The organism is Acidobacteriota bacterium (assembly GCA_003225175.1).
In the GTDB taxonomy this organism is placed as follows: Bacteria; Acidobacteriota; Terriglobia; order Terriglobales; family Acidobacteriaceae; genus Gp1-AA112.
Genome location: QIBA01000071.1, coordinates 43,586 through 66,409, shown reverse-complemented (window position 1 = coordinate 66,409; position 22,824 = coordinate 43,586). Strand labels below are relative to the sequence as shown.

The following is a 22,824-nucleotide window of genomic DNA, read 5'->3' as shown; positions in this document are numbered from 1 at the left end:
CCTAGGCTCTGCCTCTTTTGGGCCAGCTGCTCGTCTCACACCGAACGCATCCCGGTTGACGCTAAGCCACCAGCGGATCATCTTTCTTATCGTTCTGGTTGGTCTTCTGGCGCATGCCCGGATCCATCTCCTGCCCGCTGTGTTCGGGGTTCTCTCCCGGTTCGGGAAAATCCGTGTCGCGCCCCTTGATGCGTCTGTCCTCGGTGCGGTGGGCAAGCTGGCCTTCGAGCGACGTCTGGCTGCGCTGATCGCGATTCTCGCTCTCGACGGCGCCTTTCTTTACATCATTATCCTGATCTGGCATGTAAGTCTCCTCAGGAGAGGAGATGGAGTTTTGCCGGGCACGGGTTGCGTAGGACATGGGACACTCCGTTTCGGGTGGCAAGCATTGTAGCCCCGAGCAGTGAGGGTGTGGCACTGGTTTTTTGTGAAATAGCATTCAGCACTCAGCACCCAGCATTCAGCCGTGAAACATTCAGTCACGTGCCGTGGCCACAGCCGTCCTCGGCCGTGTTTCACAAGGAGTCAGGAGACAGCTGGCCTGGCAGTGAATAACGGGGTGGCATCGCCATCTGACGACCTCCAGAACGGTTCCTGGCTGAACGCTGAGTGCTGAATGCTGAGTGCTCGCCTTACAATGTCCCCATCCCATGAGCCACCCCGGCCCGCTCTATCGTCCTTTCGACGAACTCATCACCATCAAAATCCTCGGCAAAGAATTCCAGGTACCCAAAGGCAACATGCTTCTGCGGGCCATGCAGTATCTTTCGCCGGAAAACGTCGCCATGGGGCGATTCTGCTGGAACGAGGAGTGCCAGTATTGCCGCATTTCCTACAAGTCCAATCCCGAAGGCGCACCGCGTCAAGCGCTCTCCTGCAAGTTGATGGTCGAACCGGGAATGGAAGTGGTCGAAGTGGCGACGGAGATTAAGTATTGTTTGCGGGAGTTGGGGTTGAAGTAAAGCAGCATTCAGCATTCAGCATTCAGCGCTAGATATTCCTTGCGCTCCACCATACCTGTGGATCTAAAGCACCGAATCCAAGTGCGCCCAAAATGACAGGGCCGGAGGCCCGGCTGGCCAAACGTGAGCCCAGTCCCGGAAGGGCTGGGATATGTGGCCGTTGAGATCCCGAGCGCCGTAGGCGCGGCACTCATCCAAACACATATTTTCGGACCATACGGCACGCGGGCCTTCCTCAACATCGCCAGAACCTGTGCATCTAAAACAGCGTCCAAGTGCGCTCAAACTGACAGGGCCGGAGGCCCGGCTGGCCAAACGTCAGCCCAGTCCCGGAAGGGCTGGGTTATGTGAATATGACAACCGAGCGCCGTATCACGTGCATGTGATTTACAGCACCTACAATCGACAAGATTTAATTCCGCCTGCATTTGAAAAGCGCCTCTACCCATTCGTTGCGGAGATTGCGCGAGAGCACAAAATCCCATTGCTCGCTGCGGGCGGCATGCCGAATCACTCTCATTTGTTATTTCTGTTGCCTCCAACCATGTCACTAGCCGACGCTGTGAACAAGATGAGTGCCGCGCCTACGGCGCTCGGTTGTCATATTCACGTAACCCAGCCCTTCCGGGACTGGGCTCACATTTGGCCAGCCGGGCCTCCGGCCCTAAGATTTTGGAAGTTCATTAATCCCGATCCAATACTGTTATCTCGATCTAGATCTATGCGTTCAACTCTATGGATCGCTCAGTTAAGGATTTTCAATCGAGAAGGTCGCGGGCTACCTTTTGAACTCGAATGTCTTCGACAAAATCCGACGTGGATGCTCGTGTAAGAGAAAAATCTGTAATCGACGAGAATGACAGGGCCGGAGGCCCGGCTGGCCAAACGTCAGGGTTATGTGGCCGTCGAGATCCTGAGCGCCGTAGGCGCGGCACTCATCGTGCGATGGTATGATGCCGAGCCTCGGAGGGCCCAACACCGACATGAGTCACTCCTACACGAATAACCACGTTCATGTCGTTTACAGCACCGCCAATCGAAAAAATCTGATTCCACCTGAGTTCGAGAAGCGGCTCTACTCGTTTGTTGCCGAGATCGGGCGCGAGAACAAGATTCCTTTGCTCGCTGCTGGTGGCATGCCCAATCACTCCCATTTACTCTTTCTATTGCCGCCAACGATGAAGCTTGCAGAGGCGGTGAACAGGTTCAAAGCGAATTCGTCGCGCTTTGTTCGCAAACAGGGAATTGAGTTCAACTGGCAGACTGGCTACGGAGCCTTCGCTGTGAGTGCATCGCAGATTGAAACCGTAAAGGCCTACATTCGCAACCAGCGCGAGCATCACAAGAAGAGGAGCTTCGAGCAGGAGTTTGTGGCGCTGCTGAAGAAGGCTGGTATTCCGTATGATCCGAAATACGTGTTTGGCTGAGTGCCGCGCCTACGGCGCTCGGATTGGCAACCAATACCCTTACCCAGCCCTTCTGGGACTGGGCTCACGTTTGGCCAGCCGGCCCTCCGGGCCTACCATCGTTGAGCCCTGATTGATCGCGGCCCAAAATGGGCATTTCAGCCCGCAGCGTCAATTAAGGATTGGCGGGCAGCGTTTAGACCAAGATTCGCGGCTGAGTGCTGAATGCTGATTCTCAAAACGATTCTGGCCAGCGCTGCGCTGCGTGATAAATCGCAAGAATTACGATCCGACTCTTCTCCATTACATAAACCGCGATGAACGGAGTCTTCGAAATCACGAGTTCCCGCGTGCCCGGAACACGGCCCGGCCTTCCTGAGATGGGAAACGCATCGAGTTGCAGGACGCTACTGACGATGCGCGAAGTGATCCGAACTGCGATGTCTTCGCCGTTCGAGAGGGAAATGTAATCGTGAGCGGCATCCAGTTGCTGTGTAGCCTGCTCGGTCCATTCAATCATCGACGAGCGCGGCCAGTCTTCTTCAGCCGCTCAACGACTTCTTCGTGTCGCACTGTGCGCCCTTGTCGCATCTGCTCGAGTCCTTTGCGCACTAACGCATCCTGATAAGCGTGAAGCTCGATGTAATTGGTAATCGCCTCATTGATGAGGTAGCTACGCGGCCTATCTTTTGCGGCTGCGAGCGAATCGAGGGCATCGATCTTCTCGGCTTCTGCACGGAAACTGATCGTCTTTTCAGCGCTTTTCATATACGTAGATATTACCACGTATTATTATGTATTACGGCAACTTATTGAGATCGACTTCTTGCTTCAAACGCGCCGTCGCCTAGGTTGGCTTTGAGCCGAGCCACAGCCGAGGGCGGCTGTGCCACAACACTTGCGTCCATCGTAGGATCGCACCGACCAAGGTGTGTCGCGCCTGAATGCTGAGTGCTGAATGCTGACGGCTGCGTTTTTCCCTACCGCGGCCGGGTAGGACTCGGCTTGGAGGCCGTGGTTGTGGCCCCCAAACTATTCAGGCGCTCGCGGGCCTGCTGGGCTTCGAGTGATTTGGGATAGCGGGCGATCAGTGCGCGCAATTCGCGTACTCCGGCGTCGCGCTGGTTCAAGTTGAGGAACGCGTAGGCTTTCTTCAACTGCGCGGCAGAAGCTTTATTGCCGCTGGGATATTGCTCGATGACCTTGTCGTAGTCCTGCACCGCCTGCTTGTAGTTCCCTTGCTTGTACTCGATATCGGCGATGTAGTACTGCGCGTTCCCTGCCAGATCGGTGTTGCCGTAGTACTTGATGTAGTCGGCAAATTCCTGCGCAGCCAGGTTGTACTTGGCTCCGTTGTAGTCGCTGAGCGCGTTGTTATAAAGCACGTCAGGCGGCGGAGCTTGGGACTGCGGCGGCAGCTGCGGATTCTGGCCCGGACCGCCCGGTGGCGCAGCCTGCAGGTTCTGCTGCGCCGCGGCCATGTCGTCGAGCTGCTTGCTGACCTTCGCCAGTCGCGCCTTCAGCTCATCGACCGCGTCATGCAACGACTGCACCTGCGCCGACACCTGATCGACTTTGCCACCCTGATCTGCGGTGGAGGTCTGCAGCGAATGTGAAATGGCGTCGAGCGAATTAGCAACCCGATTGACCGTGTCTGTGTTCTGCTCGATCAGGCTGCGCATCGCGCCGAAACGCTCGTCGTTGCTTTGCTGCAGCCGCGAGAGTTGATCTTGCAAAGCCTGCACCTGCGTCTGCAATTGCACCATTTCTTTATTGGCGCCGAAGGCAGCGGGCGCTAGCAACAGCGCGAGGCTGAGCAGGCTTGCTATGGAATGAGGAAATTTGATTTTCATGTTGTGCTCGTGATTCTGTGTGAGCTGTTCTATTACTGACGTTGGTATCGAGCAGCCGTCATCCAATTCAAACACCGTCGTGCACAGTTGGACGCGGCGTAGAGACGCAGCAGGCTGCGTCTCTACCATGCACTAAACAACTGCCCGCTGAATGACTTCCCTACTGCCCAGCCAGCGCTAGATGCCCACGTCGATTCTGCTGCCAGCACTGTTCGTTCGACTCAGTGCAGAACGGCTTCTCCTTGCCGAAGCTGGTGGTCGTCAGGCGATTGGCTGCCACACCCGCAGAAATCAGCGCCTGCTTCGCAGCCTGCGCGCGGCTATCGCCGAGCGCCATGTTGTATTCGGTTGATCCGCGCTCGTCGCAATGCCCTTCGATCAGCACTCTCCAGTTTGGATGCTGATTCAGGAACTGCGCGTCTGCCTGCAGCGTAGCTCCGTCCTGCGGACGAATCTCGTAGCTGTCGTACTCGAAGTACGCGTCTTTAATGTTCTGCTCGAATAACTGCTGATCGGTAAGCGTCGGCTCCTGCGGAAGCGCCTGCACCGGCGCCGGACGGTTCACCGTCACGCGCGTAGTTGCCTCCTGCGTTCCGCCAGGACCGGTCGCGGTCAGGCGATAAGTCGTGGAATCGGTCGGAGTCACGGTCTGTGACCCGCTCGCCTGCACCTTGCCCACACCCTCGATGGAAACGTCAGTGGCGTTCTCCGTCGTCCACGTGAGCTGTGTGGACTGCCCAGCATTGACGGCGGACGGATTCGCCGAAATCGACGCAGTGGGCGCCGGCGGCGGTGGCGGTGGCGGCGGCGGTGGCACCGGCTTGGCCTTATGGCAGCCGGCAATCACCAAGAGTATGGACAACGCTGCGATCTGAGTCGCATGCATCCACTGGCGTTTATTCACGATCTCCTCCGAAAAAATAATGAATGGCTAAATATAGGCTTCACGAGAAACAACCGATCCAGTGATCAATTGAATTCGGAATGGGCGCTCGGCATTCGGCACTCCGCGTTCGGCCAATGTACAGTTTCGATGAACCACAAAACGTTTACAGGCCGAAAGCCGACAGCTGACAGCCTGGTTTCACTTCACCCGATCACCCGATCACCCGATTTCTCCTTCGTTCATTTCCTCCGAAAATGGGCGCTCGGCTCTCGGCACTCGGCGTTCGGCCAATGGGCAGTTTCGACGGAGTACCAAAACGTTTACAGGCCGAAAGCCGACAGCCGAACGCCGACAGCCTAGGTTTCACTTCACCCGATCACCCGATTTCTCCCTGGTTCATCATCAAAGTGAAAGTTTACTTCCAACTCCAGTTGGGTTGTGTGTTCTGGCTCGTATGAGTTAACTGGTGCTGCTGGGTGCCGTCGGCCAGCATGGTCCAGATTTGGGTCGTGCCGGAACGATTGGATTGGAAAACGATGTGCCGTCCGTCGGAGGACCATGACGGGAAGTCGTTGGAACCCGCGTCATGGGTTAACTGCGCCCACGTCTTGCTGGCCACATCCATTATATAAATGTCCTGCGCGCCGGGGATTCCGGGGCCGTACCTGCGCGACCACGCAAAAACCAGGTATTGCCCATTCGGGGACCAGGATGGCGACACCGCGTATCCCGTATCGGTCATGCGCTGCACATTGGTTCCATCCGACGCCATGGTGTAAATCTGCGGCAACCCTGAGCGCCCGCTTACGAACGCAATCTGTCCTCCCGTTTTGGGATTCCAGCAGGGCGAGACGTCCGGACCGTGAACCTCTGTCAAACGAGCAAGCTCTCCGCCGGAGGCGTTGGAGACATAGATTTCGGGATCTCCTGTGCGTGACGACGAGAATGCCAGGCGCAGCCCGTCCGGCGACCACGCCGGAGAGATGGTCGTGCCTCCAATATTAGGAAAGGTCACTGCCCGACTCAGATCGAGCGAGTACATGCGGATATTCACGCTCCGCTTGCCCAGTTCCACAAAGGCAATTCGCGAATTATCGGGCGAGATGCGCGGCGAGAGCGAGACACTGCCGAGCTTCGTGATTTGGCGCTCGCCGTTGCCGTCGTAATCCATCATCCAAATTTCTTTGGTCCCGGTGCGATTGCTGACGAAAACGATTTTGCTCTCGGCGATTCCCGCAATGCCTCCACCGAGACGGAAGATGATCTCGTCGGCAAAGCGGTGCGCGATCAGGCGCGCGTTATCCGGCGTAGCGTCTTCGCGGTATTGCTTGCCAAGCACCTGCGGCGAGACGCTGTTCTTGACGTCGAAGAGCCAGCCGGAGACGGAAACTTGCCCGTTGCTTACGCCGAGGTTTCCGAAAGCGAGCATGGCGGCATTCGTCGGAGGATTTCCCCAGGCGTCGAGCGTGACCTCCTGCGGTGTGCCCGGCACCTGCAATGGATTGAAGCTCTTCGAAACTACGTCGAAGATTCCGGCGTTCTGCAGATCAGAGAAGAGGACTGTATTAAAGGTCGTGAGAAGCTGTCCCGCATTGGGATCGGCACTCGCGGGCTTGAAATCGGCAACAGCGATGCGGACGCGTTCGACGCCCTGGGTAACTACGCCTTGGAATTTGTCTTGTTGGGGAAAGGCGAGGGGGGATAACAGAATTAGGACAACTGAGAGCGCCAGGAAGGACGTATGACGTGTCTTAGGAAGGGATTTTGGCGCGAAGCGTGGTTTAGGGAAGGGCATCGGCTTTAGCAGCGATGGTTCATGGAAAGCCCCCGGTGGAAGCCCTCGACTTTCAGTCGGAGGAGCCGGGCTTCCAATCCGGCGGCAAAACAATGAAGCAATGAGTTGGGCTTTAGCCCCGGGCAGTCTGCGAACCAGCGCTAAAGCGCGACAATGTGGGATGCAGCTCCTCCGCGAGGCTTGAAAAGCCTCGCTCCCCCGACTAGAAGTCGGGGGCTTCCACCTCCGGATCCACCGAAACGGACTTTGCTTCGTGAAGACAGTGGACGTCGAGTAATTGTTGGATTCATTAATCAACTTCGTCATCTCTGAATTCGTCATCTCTTAATCGGCGTATACCGAAATTCGAATTCGGCGCCTACACTGCCGCCGCGATAATCGGTCGGCAGAGGCCCAAAGCTGTCGATGCGCTGCAGCGTTCGAACGGCAGAGGTATCGAGCGAGGGTATGCCGCTCGACTGGGTAATTCTGATGTTCGAGGGCGAGCCATCGCGGGAAATGTCAAAGGAAACGGAGACCGAGGCGTTCGGCATGGCGTGCGGATCCACCTCATACTTCAGCCAGTTCTGCGACAACGCCTGCGTCACCTGACGCACATAGTATGCGTAGCGGCTTCCGAAGTCTCCGCCCGTCGTCATAGCAACCGCACCCACGCCAAGCGCGCTGTTGAAGGTGGTGAAGTTCTGGTGAACCTGGCCCCCTGCGCCGTACTGCAGTTGGTTCGTAGCCTGCTGCACCGGCTCAGGATGCTTTTCCACGCTCCGTTTCGGCTGTTCCTTGGGCTTAATCTTTACCGTTTCGGGAATTTTTACCGCCTCAGGCACTGCAGGAGCAACTTCCTTGGGCTGCGAGTGCGTCACCGCTGGAGATTCGTTGGCCACGATGTTCTCCGTAGGCTGCTCGCGCGGAAGCGGGATCGCGCTGGCTCCTACCAATGTCGCCGAAATGGCTTCGCCAGTAACCCTCTCTCCACTGCCCCATTCATTTCGGGAGACGCCCACGATTGCGCCATAAGTGAGAACAGCTGCCACGATCGCTCCGTGAAATGCGACAGAGGCGCTGATCGGCCCCTTCCACGACTCGCGGATGTCGAAGATGTCAACGCGTTGCGACATTCTTATTCTGATAAGGCTGGGTAACGATGGAGACGTTGGTGATGCCGCTGTGCTTCACGATATCCATCAAAGCGGCAAATGCGCCGAAGGTCACGTTCTCGTCGCAGCGCAGGTAAATTGGATGATGCTCGGGATCCTTTACCCGGTCATGCAATATTTTGGGAAGCTCGGCCAGCTTAACCGCATCGCTTCCCAAAAAGACATTCTGATCGCGATCCATGGTGAGCACGAGCCGAGGCTCGGTGATCTCCTTCACCGTCTGCGTATGCGGAACGTTTACCTCAATCCCCGACTGGATGATCGGCGCCGTCAGCATAAAGATAATAAGCAACACCAGCACCACGTCCACAAAGGGCGTGATGTTGATCTCGGAAAGCGAGCTTTGTGTGCGACCTTGGGAATTGGTGAATGCCATAAAAACCTATTTCACCACGGAGTCAGGAAAAAAAACCAAACCGGGACTGAACACGGAGGACACAGAGACACAGAGGAAATGCAGGTTTTCCGCATATCATATCGACGCTCTGAATCTTTAGTGGAATGTCTGTTCCGCCAGGGCAAGCCTCCGCGACCTTCGTGTCCTCCGTGTTCAATCCCGTCTTTGCTGTTCTCCGTGACTGCGTGTCTCGGTGGTGAGTTCGTTATCTTTCTTCCAGAACGACGCTTTCCCGCATTCTTGCTGATTGCGGTGTCGGCGCGGAGCGGTCGACTGTATTCAGGAGTTCCAGGCCGAAGTCGTCCATGCGTGCACCGAATTCGCGAATCTGCTGCATGTATTGGTTATAGGCAATGACGGCCGGAATCGCGGTAAAGAGTCCGGCGGCGGTGGTGATCAACGCCGCGGAAATTCCTGGAGCTACGGCCCGCAGCGTCGCGGCGCCTGCATTGCCAAGTCCCTGAAAGGCATCGATGATGCCCCACACCGTGCCGAAGAGGCCGACAAATGGCGTGATTGCGCCTGTGGTCGCCAGCCACGGAAGGCGGGATTCCATCTGCGTCATCTCTTCGGAAGAGGCGATCTGAACGGCGCGTTGTACCGCACTCAGATTGCGCGGCGAGCCTGCGCCGCTCTGGCGACGATACTCGTCGAATCCGCCCTCGAAAACGCTTACCAGCGGACTTGGCTTGAACTGCTCCGAGACCGCGGAAACGTCCTGCAGACGTCCATTAGCTTTGCGGAATGCGCGCAGGAATCGTCCGCTTTGCGCACGCATGCGGCGGAACTTCGTTCCCTTCGACAAGATGATCGACCAGGAGAGAACGCTGAACAAAAGCAAGAGCGCCAGGACTGTGTGTGCGACCGGGCCGGCGTCGGAGATGAGACCACCGATATCAGTAGCAAACGCAAGGAGAGCGGGGGGAGACGTCATTTATACCTCTGCTAAAAGGTAGCAAACCGCAACTCTGCATGGCAAAGAGTCGAAGCCCTTAGTACCTCGTGAGTACATGTACTTCTGCGGAGTGTCTTCCTGTCATTCCGAGGGAGGCGCTGTTTGTGCGCCGAGAGAGGAATCCCTCGATGCCCATGCGGTCTCGTTCGACGAGGTTTTTCCATTGTGTTTACGTCAAAGCGCCTGGCGAGACATTCACATAAGCGTGCTCACCATTAGTTCCTTTCGCAGATCCTGCCAAGCCGGATTCATGCTGTTGATAAGCGCGACCTTCTTCTCTCTTCGCCAACTCTTGATCTGCTTCTCGCGCGCGATTGCCTTGACGATGTCACTGAAGTTTCGAAATAAGACTAGACGGTCAACTTTGTATTTTGTCGTAAAGCTACCCGCTCTTCCGATCCAATGCTCGGCTGATCTCCGCTGAACGTTGTTGCTGATTCCCACATACAGTGTTCCTGACAGACTCGCGAGAATGTAGACGAAATAAACCGTTTGGGATTGTTGGCACGGGCCGACATTCTAGCCGTCCGTAGGGATTCCTCACCGCCCAAAATGAGGGGCGGTTCGGAATGACAAACCCGCGAAACCGATTGTTTGGGTTCGCGAACAAGGCTATTCTGCGGCTGATGCTCGTCGAGCTTAGCGTCGAGAATTACGCAGTGATCGATCACGTAACAGTGGAGTTCGGACCTGGACTCAACCTCCTGACCGGTGAGACTGGCGCCGGAAAATCCATTTTGATCGATGCACTCGCGCTGCTTCTGGGTGATAAAGCGTCGCCGGAAGTGGTGCGTCATGGTGCCGATAAGGCGGTTTTGAGCTGCGTATTTCATCCTGCAAGCGCGCAGATAGACCGCATTCTTGACGCCAATGGTGTTGAAAGCGCGTCCGGAGAGCTGATATTGAAGCGCGAAATCGGCGCTAAGAGCCGCGTTTGGGTGAATAATCAGCCCGCAACTGTCGCTGTATTGAAGCAGTTAGCGCCGGAATTGGTGACTATTCACGCGCAAAACGAGACGGTATTGGCCTTTGATCCGCCCGCGAGGCTCAAATTATTGGATTCTTATGCCGGAATTGGCGTCGAGTTAGTCGCAAAAAAGTACGCCGAATGGCGCGAATTGCGGTTGCGAATCGAAGAATTGGAGCGCAGTGAGCAAGATAGGCTGCGTTTAGTGGACCTGTGGAGCTTCCAGAAGAAGGAAATCGACGCCGCTAAGCTCGAATTAGGCGAGGATTTGCGCCTGGAAACTGAGCGCAGAGTGCTGCAAAACGCGGAAAAACTGTATTCCGCGGCGATGGGAGCCTACGATTTGCTGTACGAATCGCCTAATTCTGCGCTCGCAACGCTGCGTTCTGCGGCGCGCCAGCTGGAAGAACTGGCGCGATTTGACGCTCAATTTGCCGAATTAGTGAAGACAATGGAGTCCGCGAGGGCCGATATCGAGGACGTTAGCGCCACAACTCGCGACTATGCAGACGGCATTGACGCCTCCCCAGGGCGCTTAGCAGAGCTCGCAGACCGTCTGGAAACCATCGATAGGCTGAAGAGAAAGTATGGAAATAGCGTCGAAGAAGTGCTCGCTTATGGCGCAGATCTGGCGCAAAAGCTGGATGAAATTGAGAATCGTGAGGAGATTTTGCGCGCTTTAAAGAAGCAATTAGCCGCCGCAGCCCAGGATTATCTGGCGGAAGCGCAGCAAATTTCGCGCAATCGAGCCTCTGCAGCGCGCAAATTAGAGAAGTTAGCGGAAGCAGAAATCAATGAATTAGCGATGAAAGCGCGCTTCCGAGTGGAAATAATGACCTCTGAGGATGACGCAAACTGGTCGCCTTCAGGCCTCGATTCTGTCGCATATCTGATAGCGACTAACCCCGGAGAGCCGCTAAATCCCATCGAAAAGATCGCATCTGGAGGGGAATTGTCGCGCGTAATGCTGGCTTTGAAGGCAAGCGTCGAGTCCGGACACTCCCGAACCAATGGCAATGGCAAGCCAAAGCGGCGAACGGCTGATCGCACCCTGGTCTTTGACGAAATCGATACCGGCATCGGCGGACGCGCCGCCGAGGCGGTGGGCAGGAAATTAAAGGCTTTAGGTGCTCATAATCAGGTGATTTGCGTGACTCATCTGCCGCAAATTGCCTCTTTTGCTGACCATCACCTGCTGATCGAAAAGCACGAATCCGGCGGGCGAACGCGTACCAGCATTCGCCAATTGGACACCCAAGAGCGCCGAGAAGAGATCGCCAGAATGTTGAGCGGCGCGAAGTTAACCGACGCGAGCCTGAAGCATGCCGAGCAGATGTTGAAGGCGAATGCGTCGTGAGTATTGTCATTGCGAGCCTTAGCCGGCAACTGCCTGGTTTCACGAAAGTGCATCGGCACGATAGGGATTCCTCGCTTCGCTTGGGAATGACACCCCAAACACTGCCCGAACGTGAACCCGCCATTCGCGTCCCCATAACCCCCGCCCAATGCTAATCCTCGCCATTTCAGGAAGTTGCGTTGACTGGCCAAGTTCCGCCTTGTAGTTTTGAAATCGGATTATTCGGTGTTCGCGGCTATACTTAGAGACAGGTAATGACCCCCAATTCCGAGAAGACAGTCCTGCTGCTCAAGCCGCGGGGATTCTGCGCCGGCGTGGTGCGCGCGATCGACATTGTCCGCATTGCGCTGGAGACGTTTGGCGCCCCAATTTACGTCCGCAAAGAGATCGTTCATAACCGCTACGTCGTTGATGATTTAGCTGCAAAGGGCGCAATTTTCGTGGATAGCGTCGAGGACGTTCCGGAGGGAGCACGTGTTATCTACAGCGCGCACGGAGTAGCTCCCGAAGTTCGCGAGGCCAGCAAAGCTCGGAAGCTGAAGGTTATCGACGCCACCTGTCCGCTTGTCACCAAGGTCCACGTAGAGGCGATCAAGTTCGCCAAGCAAGGCAATTCCCTGATCCTCGTGGGACACCGCGATCACGATGAGATCATCGGCACGCTAGGCGAGGCTCCGGATGTGACGCAGGTCGTCAGTTCGCCGGCAGAAGTCGAACGGGTTCATGTCCCCGATCCCGAGCGAGTCGCCTATCTGACGCAGACCACGCTGTCACTTGATGAAGCCAAGGACATCATCGAGGCCCTGAAACGCAAGTTCCCCAAGATTCACGGGCCCCATGCGCAAGATATCTGCTACGCCACCGAAAATCGGCAGATCGCGGTGAAGAATGTAGCTCCCCAAGCGGATCTGCTACTCGTGGTGGGCTCCGAGAACAGTTCGAATTCGAACCGGCTGGTAGAAGTTGCAACTCGGCTCGAGACTCCTGCGTATCTGATTGAGAACTTCCGCGCGATCCGTCCGGAGTGGCTCGAGGATGTAAAGGCGGTCGCGCTCACCGCCGGAGCTTCGGCTCCGGAGTGCCTGGTGGAAGAAGTGGTCGAGTATCTCTCCACGAAGGAGGGCTTCAATCGCGTCGAGGAAGTCGAAATTATGGCGGAGAACGTTCGTTTCGGACTCCCGCCGGAGATCGTGGCTGCCATTCACGCCGCACCCTCCACGACTGTCGTCGCCGCGGAATCATAAGCCATGGACGAAACCCCCCGTCGCCCTGTGCAGATGGTGTTTGGCAAGATCGATGACATCGCCAGCCGCGTAGCCGCGGCGGTGGACGGCGCGCGAAGGTTCCTCTTCGCGTTCCAGGAGCCGGAAGGATACTGGTCCGGCGAGCTCGAAGCCGACACGACCCTCGAATCCGATTACATCCTGCTGCATACCCTTTTGGGAACGCGCGATGAAGTGCGCCTGCAGAAGACCGCACGTGAGATCCTGCGCCATCAAAATGAAGACGGCGGCTGGCCGATCTACTACGGTGGACCATCGAACGTTAGCGCTACGGTTAAGGCCTATTTTGGGCTGAAGCTCACAGGCTATAAGACGGACGATCCCGTTTTGGTACGAGCGCGAGAGTGCATCGAGAGTCTCGGCGGGGTCACTGCGGTCAACACCTTCACCAAGATCTATCTGTGCTTCCTCGGCCAGTACGACTACGACGCAGTGCCAGCGATTCCACCGGAGATCGTACTGTTCCCGAATTGGTTCTGGTTCAACATCTACGAGATTTCGTCGTGGTCCCGCGGCATTCTCGTGCCGCTCTCGATCGCCTACGCCAAGAAACCCTTTAAGAAGATTCCCGATGAGATGGGAATTGAGGAACTCTTCCCTGCCGGCCGTCACAACACGGATCTTCATCTGAAGTGGAGCGAGAAACTCATCAGTTGGCGCAATTTCTTTCTCGTGCTCGACCGTCTCACACACTGGTTCGAGCGTGTACATGTGCGTCCGCTGCGTTCGATCGCGCTCAAGAAGGCCGAGAAGTGGATGCTCGAACGCATGGAGATGAGCGACGGTCTGGCGGCCATTTATCCGGCGATCATGAACTCCATCATCGCGCTGCGCTGCCTGGGATATTCGACCGATGATCCCCAGGTAATTCGCGCCATAGACGAATTCGAGGCGTTGGGTATCGAAGAAGAAGATACCTTCCGCATGGCGCCCTGCAAGTCTCCCGTTTGGGACACGGCTTATGCCGCGTTCGCTCTCGGCGAAGCTGGTCTGCCGCCCACCGATTCGCGCATGGTTGCCGTCGGTGAGTGGTTGCTGCAGAAGCAGGTGACACATAAAGGAGACTGGGCGGTCAAAGTTAAGAATGCCGCTCCTGCCGGCTGGTACTTCGAGTTCAATAACGAGTTTTATCCCGACGTCGATGATACGGCGATGGTCGCTCTTGGACTGAGCAAGATTCAGGTTCCGAACGAGCGCTACCAGCACGAATCAGTGCAGCGCGCGATTGACTGGATCTTCGCCATGCAGTGCAAGAATGGCGGCTGGGCTTCGTTCGACAAAGACAATGACAAGATGGTCTTTCAAAACATCCCGTTCGCCGATCACAATGCCATGCTCGATCCCGCGAGCGTGGACATCACTGGCAGGATCCTTGAATGTCTGGCAGCTTACGGATATACCCAGAACGATGCTCGAGTGAGGCGAGCGATTGAGTTCCTTAAACGGGAACAAGAGCCTGACGGTTCGTGGTTTGGACGTTGGGGAGTGAACTACATCTACGGCACAATGCTGGTTCTGCGCGGACTCGAGGCCATGGGTATTGATAATCACGAGCCATGCATTCAGCAGGCCGCGGAGTGGCTGCGCATGTACCAGAATCCCGATGGCGGATGGGGCGAGAGCTGCATGTCCTACGACGAGCCCACAACGAAGGGAATTGGCGCCAGCACGCCGTCGCAAACTGCATGGGCCGTTATGGGATTGCTCGCAGCAGGTGACACGCGCAGCGACGCCGTAGCTCGCGGGATTGCCTGTTTGCTGCGCACGCAGCGCAAGGATGGTGGATGGGATGAGCCTGAATACACTGGAACCGGCTTTCCTCGAGTGTTTTACCTCGCGTACCACTTGTATCGGGCTTATTTCCCGCTAATCGCCTTGACGGCATATGGGAAAACAGTGAGCACGGAACGACTGCAAATGGAATCGTTGCTGTCATAAAGAATTCTGAGCCGGCGCCGCAGGCGCGGAATTCTCGTAGGCCAGTCCCCTAAGGGCTGGGTTGAGACAGAAACAACCGAGCTCCGAAGGAGCGGCATTCGAGGCTTTTCTGGCGGCGATGCAAAAGATATTTCGGTGAGCGATAGATTCGCCGGGAACTTGAGGGAATTTTGCCGGGACCAATCTCACAGATGTGGACGGTTTCAACTTACGTCCTGAAACAGAGGCTGTCAGGGCGCAAGCGCTATCCGCTCGTCCTCATGCTCGAACCGCTCTTCCGCTGCAATCTTGCCTGTGCCGGATGCGGCAAGATTCAGTATCCCCCGCACATTCTCAAGCAGCAGCTCACGCCGGAGGAGTGCTTCCGCGCGGTTGACGAATGCGGAGCGCCGGTCGTCAGTATCCCCGGGGGCGAGCCGCTCATGCATACAGAGATCGACAAGATCGTCGAGGGACTGGTCGCTCGCAGGAAGTACATTTATCTCTGCACCAATGCTCTGCTGCTGAAAGAAAAACTCGATCTCTTTAAGCCAAGCAAGTACCTGACATTCTCAGTACATGTCGATGGACAACGCGAGCACCACGACTTTTCTGTCTGCCGCGAGGGTGGGTACGAATTGGCAATCGAAGGCATTCGTGAGGCGATCCGTCGCGGATTCCGCATCACCACCAATACCACACTCTTCGACGGCGCCGATCCGAACAGCGTCCGCGCGCATTTCGACGAGATGATGGATCTCGGCGTGGAGAGCATGATGCTTTCACCCGGCTACTCATACGACAAGGCGCCTGATCAAAAGCATTTTCTCGGACGCGCTCGCACCCGTCGCCTGTTTCGCGCAATTCTGTCGAACCGTAGGAAGAGCTGGCGGTTTAATCAGTCGCCGCTATTCCTTGAGTTCCTGATGGGCAAACAGCATTACGCCTGCACGCCATGGGGAATGCCGACATTCAACATCTTCGGCTGGCAGAAGCCTTGCTACCTGCTGCAGGACGGCTATGCCGATACATTTCAGGAATTGATGGAAGCCACGGAGTGGCATAACTACGGTACCGAATCGGGAAATCAGCGCTGCGCGAACTGCATGGTACACAGCGGGTACGAAGCCTCTGCCGTGAACGATACGTTCAATTCCCTCGCCGGATTTGTGCGCACGATTCGGGCCACTTTCTCGCACTACGACGACAAGAGCGCACTCAAGCTGCTGGAGGAGTCGGTGCGTCCCGTGCATGCCTTTAATTCTCTGGTCCAAATTGAAACTGGCAGCCGCGAACTTGAAGGGACTCGGGCATGAACGAAGTATCCCAATCCACGGTTGCTGCGCAGCACCTGCCTGCCAATCCTGACTCGCTCGAAGTAGCTCCGGGAACATCCCACGAGCGCCTCGAAGGCTGGATTCCCCAACTCGCAAATGAAAACGATGTCCGCCTGGCACTGGAAAAGGCTTTCGATTACCGCGGCGATATCGCGATTACGCGCAAAGATGGCAGCAAGGTGGAAGGCTACATCTTCGATCGTCGCACGGGGAACGACCTTTCCGAGTCCTTCGTTAGAGTGATCCCCAGCAACGCTCGTGAAAAACTCTCCATTCCCTATTCTGATATTGCCGCACTCAAATTCAGCGACCGCGATCCTGCAGCGGGCAAGAGCTTTGAAGCCTGGGTCAAGAAATATTGGGAAAAGAGAGCTGCTGGAGAAAAGAATATCCAGATCACGCCCGAAGCCCTGGAGTAGGAGAAGCTCTCTAGCTTGCCAAAACGGGAAAACAGTCTGCCCATTATGGACTTCGGATTTCTTTGGACAGGCGAGCTTATTTTTTTCCAAATCAGTCTGAGTAACGCTCGCCAGTTACGACCCCTTCGGCATCCCATCAGCTGGAGCACGAAATGCGACCTGTTGAACAGCTCTATAAGATTTTCTGTGCGCGAATGGCACAGCTATTGGAAGGCGAAGCGAATGCTTACGCGCGACACCCAGCGTTACAGGACGCAGATCAACAAATTATTCGGTCACTTCGTGAGAACTGTCGCCAATGGAAGCACCAGATTGAAAAGCTGGATCGCGCATATTCCAGCCGACGGCTCGATCCTTCGTGACGGCGCTTGAGGTTTAATCGAGTCCGAGAAACTTGTTGATCCACTTCCGCACAATCTGGCGTGCTGGATCAGACTCCTGAAACTTGAGCCCCACCAGGGAGTCCTTCTGCCAACAGACCTCAGCTTCTATGGTCACGGCAGATTTTTCGGGCAGTGTGAATGCGAGCCGCAGCTTATCTGACAGGGAAGCCATGCGCGCCAGTTGGACGGACATACCTCCTCCGCTGATCTCTCGGGTGGAGCCAGACAGATCTCCTACCAGACTCGCAATGGATATCTCGATTACGAGTGGAATGCGGACATAGCGACGCAGTTCGTTCAGCAACAACGAACAAGTAGAGCGAGCAACGTGCACCGCGTTGCTACGCTCTACGGGAGACTCAATCAGAGTATTGATCCCAAATTTGGAAAAGCGCCGCACATCACTCTCTCGCGGCAAGATCCCATACAGGAGCATTCTGTGGTTAGACCGTGAGGACCGCACTGCTTCGAGAACGGCGGGTGCGTGCTCGTCCAGCAGCACGACGCATCCCTGGAACTGCTCCATCCCAAGGCGCCGGGGAAACTCTTCGGCTATTGGAACTGCCTGAACGCCATATTGGGCAAAGGCTCTCGTTAAGGTCTCGGTTGACGAAGCATCGAGCTGTACTAGAGCTACTTTGGGGACAGCATGGGCGCTGGATCGGGGAACGGGAGCTGAGCTCATTGTGATTACCGGAGAAGTGCCCTCGCAGTACCAATGATTGTTACTTCAGGGGAATTCGACAAGGTCACGAGGGTAACCTGTTTTAGGTATGGTGTGATCATGAGCATCTTGGTCGACGCTGCGACACAGCCGTCTTTTGCTGGTGGCGCGACCAAACGATCTTGGCAGTCCCTGGCTGCGCAACATCGGAAACCGCAATGAGGGCTGAGAGTTAGGCACCCTTAAAATTTATGACGATCTTCAGTCGCTCGTTGGACTATCGGCGGTTGGCGTAAGGAACGACGAGTTTTCCCGATGTGAGACGACACCTTTGTCATAGAGGAGGACTTTCTTGTGCGGTCCCCCAACTAACACGCCCACAATCGTGCCAACCGCGGCGCCTAAAGTTGCACCAATGGCTGCGCCTTCGCCGCGGCTGAAGCTGATGATGCAGGCATCGCACGGTTGCGTGCCGATGGCGCCGACGGCGGCTCCGCTACCGGCGCCGATTACGAGACCAGCTAGCGCTCCTCCTTTGCGGGACCGGCTACCTCGGAGGTACACCTTTCGGACATCATCATGCGAGATCACGACAATCCTGCCTCCGTGCTGAATCAAGCTGAGTGAGACGAGTGAGATTTGCTCCAGTTGTCCAATTTCGGAGTGACCATTGTTATGCACAACGGCGATGCTTTTTCCTTGTGCCTGTTTAATAGCTTCCCAGGAAGCTGCAGTCTGTTGCGCGAATGCCGCTGGTGACATCACGGAAAACAGCAACGCAACAGCTAGCGAATTCGTACACATGACTAACACCTCCGTCTCTGAGAGCTGACGATTTGGGCGCTTCCTTGATTTCGGCCTCGTTTACGGCGTTATTGTCAGTGCCAGCTCCTTTGAGGTTCCGCCGCCGCAGCCGTCCTTCGGGGGTGGCGTGACTACAACTACCTTAGCAACGCCCGGCTGCGCGACATCAGATGGCTCAATCAGCGCCGAGAGTTCGTGTTCGCCCCCAATCATCGTAGTGCGCTGCTGGCCATTGATCATGAGGAACGACGCTGAGTGAAAGTCCTTGCCGGTTACCTGGAGCGCAAACTCGGGCGAACCAGCCTTCACTTCAGCCGGACTGATCGTGTTGAGAGTTGGCGCAGGAGTGCAGATCGACGGCAGCTGGAACCCTCCTGGCACACAAGCAGTCCAGGAAATAATGACAATGGCAATGGCGAAGAGCGTAGTCCATTGAAGTCCATCTAGACGTTGGCTGAGCATTTCCACCTCCCGTCGCCCATATGCGACAAATTTGCCCCGTAAAACATGATGGGCCGTTTACGTCCTCAGTTACTGCACGGTCAAAAGCGCCTGAATCATGCCGCTGCGTGATCCGAGCGGTAGCGGCCGCCTATGATTTCTCCGGAGCAGGTGACCCGGTTGGCGCAGCGCATCGCATATCCCGCCTTCGAGCTGCTGGTTAGCAGATCGCCGATGCGATCGCAGCTGCCTCCGCAGTCACCTTTACCGGAACTCGGCCAGCTAGAGCCAGGAGAGCGCGCTCATCGCCTGTGCCGGAGCTCGAAATTGATCTTTCCCTTTTCGAAATCCGGCAGCGGGGATCGGGCCCGTCGCCAGGCTGGAGTGCGCCAATCAGATTCTGAATTGCAGTCACAATGCTTTATCTCGCTCTACTATCTCTCAGCTCACCGGCGTCAATCTCGTTATGGAACTAATTCGCCTCCCTGCGGCTTGTTGGCCGCATTTGCGATCCACTTCGCGAGCGCAGCGAAGGCATTCAGCTTCAGCGTGGGATCGGCATCGGTGTACGCGCCCTGGGGAGCATTGGGATCATTGCCGAATGCGCAGTGCCCGAAACGATTCAGCGTCTGCTGAACTACCTGCCCTGATGCTCCTGCCTGGGCTGCGAGTCCGGCATAAATGCCTTCGTGGAAATTCGGCACCCTGGGATCTCGAACGGTATGGAGCGTCAGCATCGGAATCTGCAGATTGCCCGTCGGGTCGTAATACTTCTGAACAAAGTTCACGGCTTGTGGATCAGAGGCAAATCGCTCGATACCGGCGTTTAGCGCCGCATCTGTGTAAGTCGCATCATTGAACGTGCCGCTATAGTTGAAGAGCGTATTGTCATAAGGAATGCCGCCGTGCGTTCGCTCCAGCAGATCTGTATCAAAGCGAACGCTGAAACCCACGCCTTCCAGCGCGGTTTGAATGATCTCAGCGGGACTAATGGCATCCAGCTTGGCTACCCTCGCAAATTGCAAGGTCTTGAAGTCTTGTTGAGGAGTGAATCCGTTCAGCAGCGCGAAGTATGCTGAGAGGAAGATCGGGCGGGGTGGAGCGGGGTTGAAGTCGAGCAATGGAGTATGGAACGCATCTCCAGGAACGGCACCCGGGAAGAAATAATCGAAAGCTGCTCTTTCATCTGCCAGGTATTTGATCTCAGGCGTGCCACCACCAATGGCTCCGCACAGGGACAGTACTCCGTCATACTGCGACGGGTACTGCTCGGCCAATTTAACGACTACCAGTCCGCCCAGCGACTTGCCAATCAGGATGGTACGGTTTGGTTTTCCGAATTGGGATACGAAAATTCCCTTGAGCTGGTGTGTGCGTTGCACACCGTCCTTGACGGCGTATCCATTGGTCGACCAGCTTGAGGAAGCGACCGCATACCCAAGAGCGACCATTCCGTCGCGGAAGGGGGCAAAGTCGCTGTCCTGGCTGGGTACCACCAGCGGTTCCTGGGGATCGTTGATGCCATGGGCATATAGGACCAAGTCCCCATTCCACTGTGCCGGCACGGCGATCTCATAGGATGAACCGTCTTGACCATTACCAGTGATAATCTGCTGCCCCGCCGCAAAGCCTCTCAGGACCATGACCATTGCGGTTATGAGCAGCCATCCATAAATCTGCACGTTCTTCCTGTGTCGCTGCATCTCTGCTCTCCTTTTTTTGCTCGAACCAATTTCGGTCCGGCACGCAGAACGTACTTCGAACGAAGTCGCGTCTCAAGCGGCAAAGGACGGTCAGGGAATGCTGCCGCGTGTTGTCGCGGAATGTGTACCTCTGCCGTAGAGCAATGACCGGCAAGACACGCCCGCCGGGAAAGTTGGGAATTCACCTTAAGCCGCACTAGCCCTGCCAATGTGAAGAGCCTGTGGCGTTTGCCGCCAAATGTCGTTTTTTGTCGTGTCAGTTAATCCTTTCCGGCATACAATCGACACCATTTCCGCAACAATATGGCGCCTAACATCATCACCGAGCGCTTCGACTCCTGGAAAGAGATCGCCCTTTATCTGAATAAAGATGTGAGGACGGTCCAACGCTGGGAGAAAAAAGGCCTGCCGATCCATCGCCAGCGGCAGACGGGGGCGATCTTTGCTTTCAAAGCGGAAATCGATATCTGGATGACGTCCGAGGGAGCATTTCTCGAGAGCGACGCGTCTGAGGTCGAAGCTCCTCCGGCTCAGCCCGCAAATGGGTTGGATTCCTTGAAACAACGGCCCTTCGATGATGTGGAAGTAGAAATAAAAGAGATTGATACTCCGATCGATGAGGAGCCTTCCAAACGCAAGAAAGCTCTCACCCTTGCCGCAGCCCTGTTAATCGTTGCCATCGGCACTTTCCTGATTTGGAAGTGGATCTCCACTGCGACAATTCCGCTCCCCGCCCGTGTACTGGTCCTTCCCTTCGAGAACCTTAGTGACGACCCAAAGCTGGACTATCTCGCGCGCGGCATCTCGGATGATGTGATCTCCTCCCTGGCCCAATTGCAGTCGTCCAAAATTAGCGTTGTTGAACGCGTTACCGCTGCTCGTTACGAACAGAAGACGGTTGATCAGATCGGGCGCGACTTGCGTATCGATTTCGTAACCAAAGGAACGGTAAAACGGCAGGTCGATCGTGTCCGTATCAACGTGCAGCTTGTTCAAGTTTCGGATCAAACAGAGGTTTGGGCGAACAGTTACGACGACGAGATACAGAGCATTCCGAGTGCCTCGTCGAGAATCGCCGCGGACCTGGAGCACAAGCTTTCAGATCTGCTTACGCCTCATCAAAAATCGAGCAACACGTCATCGCCGCCGCGACAGGCAAGAATCGGGACGAAGAACTCACAAGCCTACGACGACTTTCTCCATGGTCGATATTTCTGGAGCAAGCGCGGCGTCGCCAGCATGGGAAAAGGGATGAACTACTTCAAGCTGGCGATAACCGAGGACCCCAACTTTGCCGCTGCATATGCCGGACTCGCTGACGGTTTGGCTCTCCTTGGCTCCGCCCAATCTGGTGTCCTGCCGCCGACAAAGGCTTTCCCGGAAGCGAAAGCGGCGGCGGAAAAAGCGCTCAGTCTCGATGATTCATTGGCTGAAGCTCACACTTCACTTGCGTACATCTCGCTCGTTTACGACCACCATCTTGGCAGGGCGAAGCAGGAGTTCGATCGCGCCATCCAGCTAGATCCCTCGTATGCCACCGCACATCAGTGGCTCGGCCTTTACTACTACGCGATCGGAGATACCAAGAGCGCGATCGCTACTGTGACTCGAGCCAAAGAACAGGATTCGCTTTCCCTCGCGGTAAACATCGCGCTGGCCGAGGCTTACTATTTCGCGCGCGATTACGCCCACGCCGCCGATCAGGCGAAGGCAGCGCTTGAATTGGATCCATCCTCTGCTCTTGCGCACTACAATCTGGGACGCGCGTACCTGATGGAGGAGCGCAATGCTGACGCAATCTCGGAGTTTCAGCAGGCCAGGGCGAATTCTCCCAATGCCGCCACACTTGCGCCAGTAGGCTATGCCTATGCTCGTTCTGGCAATACAAAACAGGCGCAGCAGTACCTGGACCAGCTCACCCAACTCTCGAGGACTGAGTACGTCCCGGCCATCTACTTCGCATGGATCTACACCGGCATGAAGGACAAAGATCAGGCCTTCCGATGGCTGAACAAAGCCCTGACTGAACGTTGCGACTACCTCGTGTTCGTGAACCAGGACCCAATGGCCGACGTGCTCCGCGATGACGCCAGGTTCAAAGATCTCTTGAGTCGCCTCGGAATCGAATCACAAAGGTAGCT

General features: G+C 56.0%; 26 protein-coding genes. 11 read left to right on the top strand and 15 right to left on the bottom strand.

Annotated features, from left to right (window positions below):
* Positions 1 to 61 precede the first annotated feature (61 nt).
* Complete coding sequence (locus DMG62_20990; protein PYY21019.1) at positions 62 to 304, bottom strand: hypothetical protein; 243 nt, start codon at positions 302 to 304, stop codon at positions 62 to 64.
* 346 nt (positions 305 to 650) lie between these two features.
* Here DMG62_20990 and DMG62_20985 point away from each other — a divergent pair, with 346 nt between their 5' ends.
* From DMG62_20985 to tnpA, 3 genes are all read left to right on the top strand, one after another.
* The gene (locus DMG62_20985) at positions 651 to 962 is read left to right on the top strand and encodes a hypothetical protein (protein ID PYY21018.1); all 312 of its coding nucleotides are present in this window, start codon (positions 651 to 653) and stop codon (positions 960 to 962) included.
* Positions 963 to 1,164: 202 nt separating this feature from the next.
* The gene (locus tag DMG62_20980; protein PYY21017.1) at positions 1,165 to 1,794 is read left to right on the top strand and encodes a hypothetical protein; all 630 of its coding nucleotides are present in this window, start codon (positions 1,165 to 1,167) and stop codon (positions 1,792 to 1,794) included.
* Between the two features lie 118 nt (positions 1,795 to 1,912).
* Positions 1,913 to 2,389, top strand: coding sequence for an IS200/IS605 family transposase (tnpA, locus tag DMG62_20975; protein ID PYY21016.1), 477 nt, complete (start codon positions 1,913 to 1,915; stop codon positions 2,387 to 2,389).
* 214 nt (positions 2,390 to 2,603) lie between these two features.
* Here tnpA and DMG62_20970 read toward each other — a convergent pair whose 3' ends face one another.
* The 4 genes from DMG62_20970 to pal all read right to left on the bottom strand — a co-directional run bounded on the left by DMG62_20970 (position 2,604) and on the right by pal (position 5,107).
* On the bottom strand, positions 2,604 to 2,888 hold the full coding sequence (locus DMG62_20970) for a type II toxin-antitoxin system mRNA interferase toxin, RelE/StbE family (protein ID PYY21015.1): 285 nt from the start codon (positions 2,886 to 2,888) through the stop codon (positions 2,604 to 2,606).
* Complete coding sequence (locus tag DMG62_20965; GenBank protein PYY21014.1) at positions 2,885 to 3,136, bottom strand: CopG family transcriptional regulator; 252 nt, start codon at positions 3,134 to 3,136, stop codon at positions 2,885 to 2,887. Before DMG62_20965 ends, DMG62_20970 begins: the two co-directional genes overlap by 4 nt.
* A 212-nt stretch (positions 3,137 to 3,348) precedes the next feature.
* The gene (locus DMG62_20960) at positions 3,349 to 4,350 is read right to left on the bottom strand and encodes a transporter (protein PYY21013.1); all 1,002 of its coding nucleotides are present in this window, start codon (positions 4,348 to 4,350) and stop codon (positions 3,349 to 3,351) included.
* Between the two features lie 31 nt (positions 4,351 to 4,381).
* On the bottom strand, positions 4,382 to 5,107 hold the full coding sequence (pal, locus tag DMG62_20955) for a peptidoglycan-associated lipoprotein Pal (protein ID PYY21012.1): 726 nt from the start codon (positions 5,105 to 5,107) through the stop codon (positions 4,382 to 4,384).
* Here pal and DMG62_20950 point away from each other — a divergent pair.
* Complete coding sequence (locus tag DMG62_20950; GenBank protein ID PYY21011.1) at positions 5,102 to 5,467, top strand: hypothetical protein; 366 nt, start codon at positions 5,102 to 5,104, stop codon at positions 5,465 to 5,467. The genes pal and DMG62_20950 overlap by 6 nt on opposite strands.
* Positions 5,468 to 5,522: 55 nt before the next feature.
* Here DMG62_20950 and tolB read toward each other — a convergent pair whose 3' ends face one another.
* The 5 genes from tolB to DMG62_20925 all read right to left on the bottom strand — a co-directional run bounded on the left by tolB (position 5,523) and on the right by DMG62_20925 (position 9,882).
* The gene (gene tolB, locus DMG62_20945; protein ID PYY21010.1) at positions 5,523 to 6,902 is read right to left on the bottom strand and encodes a Tol-Pal system beta propeller repeat protein TolB; all 1,380 of its coding nucleotides are present in this window, start codon (positions 6,900 to 6,902) and stop codon (positions 5,523 to 5,525) included.
* 317 nt (positions 6,903 to 7,219) lie between these two features.
* Positions 7,220 to 8,017 (bottom strand): hypothetical protein, encoded by a 798-nt coding sequence (locus DMG62_20940; GenBank protein PYY21009.1) that lies wholly within the window; start codon positions 8,015 to 8,017, stop codon positions 7,220 to 7,222.
* Positions 8,001 to 8,432, bottom strand: coding sequence for a biopolymer transporter ExbD (locus tag DMG62_20935; protein PYY21008.1), 432 nt, complete (start codon positions 8,430 to 8,432; stop codon positions 8,001 to 8,003). The genes DMG62_20940 and DMG62_20935 overlap by 17 nt, the downstream gene beginning before the upstream one ends.
* Before the next feature lie 226 nt (positions 8,433 to 8,658).
* Complete coding sequence (locus tag DMG62_20930; protein ID PYY21007.1) at positions 8,659 to 9,387, bottom strand: flagellar motor protein MotA; 729 nt, start codon at positions 9,385 to 9,387, stop codon at positions 8,659 to 8,661.
* 216 nt (positions 9,388 to 9,603) lie between these two features.
* Positions 9,604 to 9,882: an excinuclease ABC subunit C gene (locus DMG62_20925; protein ID PYY21006.1), complete on the bottom strand. Its 279-nt coding sequence runs from the start codon at positions 9,880 to 9,882 to the stop codon at positions 9,604 to 9,606.
* A 152-nt stretch (positions 9,883 to 10,034) separates the two neighbouring features.
* On the opposite strand from DMG62_20925, the gene recN reads away from it, so the two are divergent.
* From recN to DMG62_20895, 6 genes are all read left to right on the top strand, one after another.
* A complete protein-coding gene (gene recN, locus DMG62_20920; GenBank protein PYY21038.1) occupies positions 10,035 to 11,732 on the top strand; it encodes a DNA repair protein RecN in 1,698 nt (565 codons plus the stop codon).
* 254 nt (positions 11,733 to 11,986) lie between these two features.
* Complete coding sequence (locus DMG62_20915; protein PYY21005.1) at positions 11,987 to 12,976, top strand: 4-hydroxy-3-methylbut-2-enyl diphosphate reductase; 990 nt, start codon at positions 11,987 to 11,989, stop codon at positions 12,974 to 12,976.
* A 3-nt stretch (positions 12,977 to 12,979) separates the two neighbouring features.
* Positions 12,980 to 14,953, top strand: a complete 1,974-nt coding sequence (gene shc / locus DMG62_20910; protein PYY21004.1) for a squalene--hopene cyclase — start codon at positions 12,980 to 12,982, stop codon at positions 14,951 to 14,953.
* Between the two features lie 170 nt (positions 14,954 to 15,123).
* Complete coding sequence (hpnH, locus tag DMG62_20905; protein ID PYY21003.1) at positions 15,124 to 16,248, top strand: adenosyl-hopene transferase HpnH; 1,125 nt, start codon at positions 15,124 to 15,126, stop codon at positions 16,246 to 16,248.
* The gene (locus DMG62_20900; protein ID PYY21002.1) at positions 16,245 to 16,688 is read left to right on the top strand and encodes a hypothetical protein; all 444 of its coding nucleotides are present in this window, start codon (positions 16,245 to 16,247) and stop codon (positions 16,686 to 16,688) included. Before hpnH ends, DMG62_20900 begins: the two co-directional genes overlap by 4 nt.
* Before the next feature lie 15 nt (positions 16,689 to 16,703).
* Positions 16,704 to 17,060, top strand: coding sequence for a hypothetical protein (locus DMG62_20895; protein ID PYY21001.1), 357 nt, complete (start codon positions 16,704 to 16,706; stop codon positions 17,058 to 17,060).
* A 3-nt stretch (positions 17,061 to 17,063) separates the two neighbouring features.
* Here the strand turns inward: DMG62_20895 and DMG62_20890 are convergent, their stop codons facing one another.
* The 5 genes from DMG62_20890 to DMG62_20870 all read right to left on the bottom strand — a co-directional run bounded on the left by DMG62_20890 (position 17,064) and on the right by DMG62_20870 (position 20,683).
* Positions 17,064 to 17,756: a hypothetical protein gene (locus DMG62_20890; protein ID PYY21000.1), complete on the bottom strand. Its 693-nt coding sequence runs from the start codon at positions 17,754 to 17,756 to the stop codon at positions 17,064 to 17,066.
* 240 nt (positions 17,757 to 17,996) lie between these two features.
* The gene (locus DMG62_20885; protein ID PYY20999.1) at positions 17,997 to 18,539 is read right to left on the bottom strand and encodes a hypothetical protein; all 543 of its coding nucleotides are present in this window, start codon (positions 18,537 to 18,539) and stop codon (positions 17,997 to 17,999) included.
* Positions 18,540 to 18,599: 60 nt separating this feature from the next.
* Positions 18,600 to 19,001, bottom strand: coding sequence for a hypothetical protein (locus tag DMG62_20880; GenBank protein PYY20998.1), 402 nt, complete (start codon positions 18,999 to 19,001; stop codon positions 18,600 to 18,602).
* A 199-nt stretch (positions 19,002 to 19,200) separates the two neighbouring features.
* Complete coding sequence (locus DMG62_20875) at positions 19,201 to 19,395, bottom strand: hypothetical protein (GenBank protein ID PYY20997.1); 195 nt, start codon at positions 19,393 to 19,395, stop codon at positions 19,201 to 19,203.
* A 49-nt stretch (positions 19,396 to 19,444) separates the two neighbouring features.
* Entirely contained in the window at positions 19,445 to 20,683 is a 1,239-nt protein-coding gene (locus tag DMG62_20870) for a hypothetical protein (protein PYY20996.1), read from the bottom strand.
* Between the two features lie 303 nt (positions 20,684 to 20,986).
* Between DMG62_20870 and DMG62_20865 the strand changes: the two genes are divergently transcribed.
* Positions 20,987 to 22,822, top strand: a complete 1,836-nt coding sequence (locus DMG62_20865) for a hypothetical protein (GenBank protein ID PYY20995.1) — start codon at positions 20,987 to 20,989, stop codon at positions 22,820 to 22,822.
* Positions 22,823 to 22,824 lie beyond the last annotated feature (2 nt).